We start from the raw sequence: 1,981 nt of genomic DNA on the forward strand, positions 1-1,981 counted from the left end.
CCCGACACTCCCCGCAGGAGCCCGCCCCCATGACCAGCGCCACCACCCGCCGCAGCGACCGGCAGATCAGTCCCGTGTTCCTCGGGATCCTGGCCGTCACCGCGGTCACGGGCTGGGCCACCTGGACCGGATACGCCCAGCAGCCGGGCGTGGCGGTGTTCCTGTTCGTGACCGCGGCCTAGATCGTCTCGCTGTGCCTGCACGAGTACGCGCACGCGCGCACGGCGCTGCACGGCGGCGACATCACCGTTGGCGCGAAGGGCTACCTGAGCCTCAATCCTCTCGCCTACACACACGCCCTGCTGAGCATCGTGCTCCCGGTCCTGTTCGTGATCATGGGCGGGATCGGTCTGCCGGGCGGCGCCGTGTTCATCGAGCGCGGCCGTATCCGGGGCCGCTGGCGGCACAGTCTGATCTCGGCGGCGGGGCCGCTGACGAACGTGCTGTTCGCGGCCGTGTGCACGGCCCCGTTCTGGCTGCACGCGCTGGACGGCGTGCCCACCGACTTCCGGTACGCCCTGGCCTTCCTCGCGCTGCTCCAGGTCACCGCCGCGATCCTGAACTTCCTGCCGGTGCCGGGCCTGGACGGCTACGGCGTGATCGAGCCCTGGCTGTCGTACCGGATCAAGCGTCAGGTGGAGCCGTTCGCGCCGTTCGGCCTGCTCTTCGTGTTCGCGCTGCTGTGGGTGCCGGCGCTCAACGTCGCGTTCTTCGACGTGATCCACACGCTGCTGCGCCACCTCGGCGTCGACGCCCTCGACCAGGCCTGCGGCTGGAACCTCTACCGCTTCTGGGAGGACACCCCCGAGATCTGCTCGGTCAGCCGGTGACGGACCGGTCCCGCCGCATCCGCCCGCGGCGGGCGTAGTACCAGGTCATGTTGGACGACAGACCCGCCAGCAGCACCCACACGATCCCCAGCCAGCTGCCCTCGACGAAGGAGACGACGGCCGCGGCCACGGACAGCAGGCAGACGATCAGGGCGTAGAGGGCGAGGCGGGGCATGGCGGTCGGCTCCTGTCGGGGACTACGGGGGACTGCGGGGACACCGGAACTTTTGAACTTCCGGGACTTCCCTTCCGGAACCAGTGTCTCCCATCGGCTCATACGTCCGTGATGCGGAGCCCCGCGTGCGCCTTGTACCGCCGGTTGACCGAGATCAGGTTCGCGACCAGCGACTCCACCTGGTGGGCGCCTCGCAGCCGCCCCGCGAAGATGCCCCGCATGCCGGGGATGCGGTCGGCCAGCGCCTGGACCGTCTCCACGTCGGCGCGCTCCTCGCCGAGGACCATGACGTCGGTGTCGATCCGCTCGATCTCCGGGTCCCGCAGCAGCACCGCGGACAGGTGGTGGAAGGCGGCCGTCACCCGTGAGTCCGGCAGCAGGGCGGCGGCCTGCTCGGCGGCGCTGCCCTCCTCGGGCTTGAGGGCGTAGGCGCCCTTCTTGTCGAAGCCGAGCGGGTTGACGCAGTCCACGACGAGCTTGCCGGCCAGTTCCCCGCGCAGGGACTCCAGGGTCTTGCCGTGCCCCTCCCAGGGCACGGCCACGATCACGATGTCGCTGCGGCGGGCGGTCTCGGCGTTGTCGGCGCCCTCGACGCCGTACCCGATCTCCTCGGCCGCCGCCCGCGCCCGCTCGGCGGCCCGGGAACCGATGATCACCTTCTGCCCGGCCCGGGCGAGCCGGTAGGCCAGGCCCTTGCCCTGCGGACCGGTCCCGCCGAGCACGCCGACGACCAGCCCGGAGACGTCGGGAAGGTCCCAGGGATCCTTGGCGGGGGCCTTGTGTGCGCTGTCGTTAGTGGTCATGCGCCGACTCTACGTCCCCAGGACGAGCGAATCCGGGCCGAAGTCCCGGTCATCGGAGTCCGCTTGCGGCAGCATGCGCACCCATGGATGCCGTACGGGTCGCATTGCTGCGCGAAGTGCTCGCCGGGACCGAGTGGCTGGGGGCCACACGGCGGTTCGCGGGGGTGCTGCGG

The 1,981-nt window shown here is 71.0% G+C and carries 2 protein-coding genes and 1 pseudogene; 1 reads left to right on the forward strand and 2 read right to left on the reverse strand.

The genetic code is table 11. From position 1 onward, the window contains the following. The first annotated feature begins 29 nt into the window (after positions 1 to 29). A pseudogene (locus C1I97_RS36190) lies at positions 30 to 830 on the forward strand (site-2 protease family protein). Here the strand turns inward: C1I97_RS36190 and C1I97_RS36195 are convergent. Then, a complete protein-coding gene (locus tag C1I97_RS36195; RefSeq protein ID WP_111007150.1) occupies positions 820 to 1,005 on the reverse strand; it encodes a hypothetical protein in 186 nt (61 codons plus the stop codon). The pseudogene C1I97_RS36190 and the gene C1I97_RS36195 sit on opposite strands and share 11 nt — an antisense overlap. A gap of 98 nt (positions 1,006 to 1,103) precedes the next feature. Then, positions 1,104 to 1,808 carry an NADPH-dependent F420 reductase gene (gene npdG / locus C1I97_RS36200; protein ID WP_111007151.1) on the reverse strand — a complete coding sequence of 235 codons (705 nt, stop codon included), beginning with the start codon at positions 1,806 to 1,808 and terminating at the stop codon, positions 1,104 to 1,106. Positions 1,809 to 1,981 lie beyond the last annotated feature (173 nt).

Source organism: Streptomyces sp. NTH33 (assembly GCF_003236365.1).
Taxonomy (GTDB): domain Bacteria; phylum Actinomycetota; class Actinomycetes; order Streptomycetales; family Streptomycetaceae; genus Streptomyces.

Coding starts and splice junctions, on each gene's coding strand:
- C1I97_RS36195 (WP_111007150.1), bottom strand. CDS start 1,005: ATGCCCCGCCTCGCCCTCTACGCCCTGATCGTCTGCCTGCTGTCCGTG.
- npdG (WP_111007151.1), bottom strand. CDS start 1,808: ATGACCACTAACGACAGCGCACACAAGGCCCCCGCCAAGGATCCCTGG.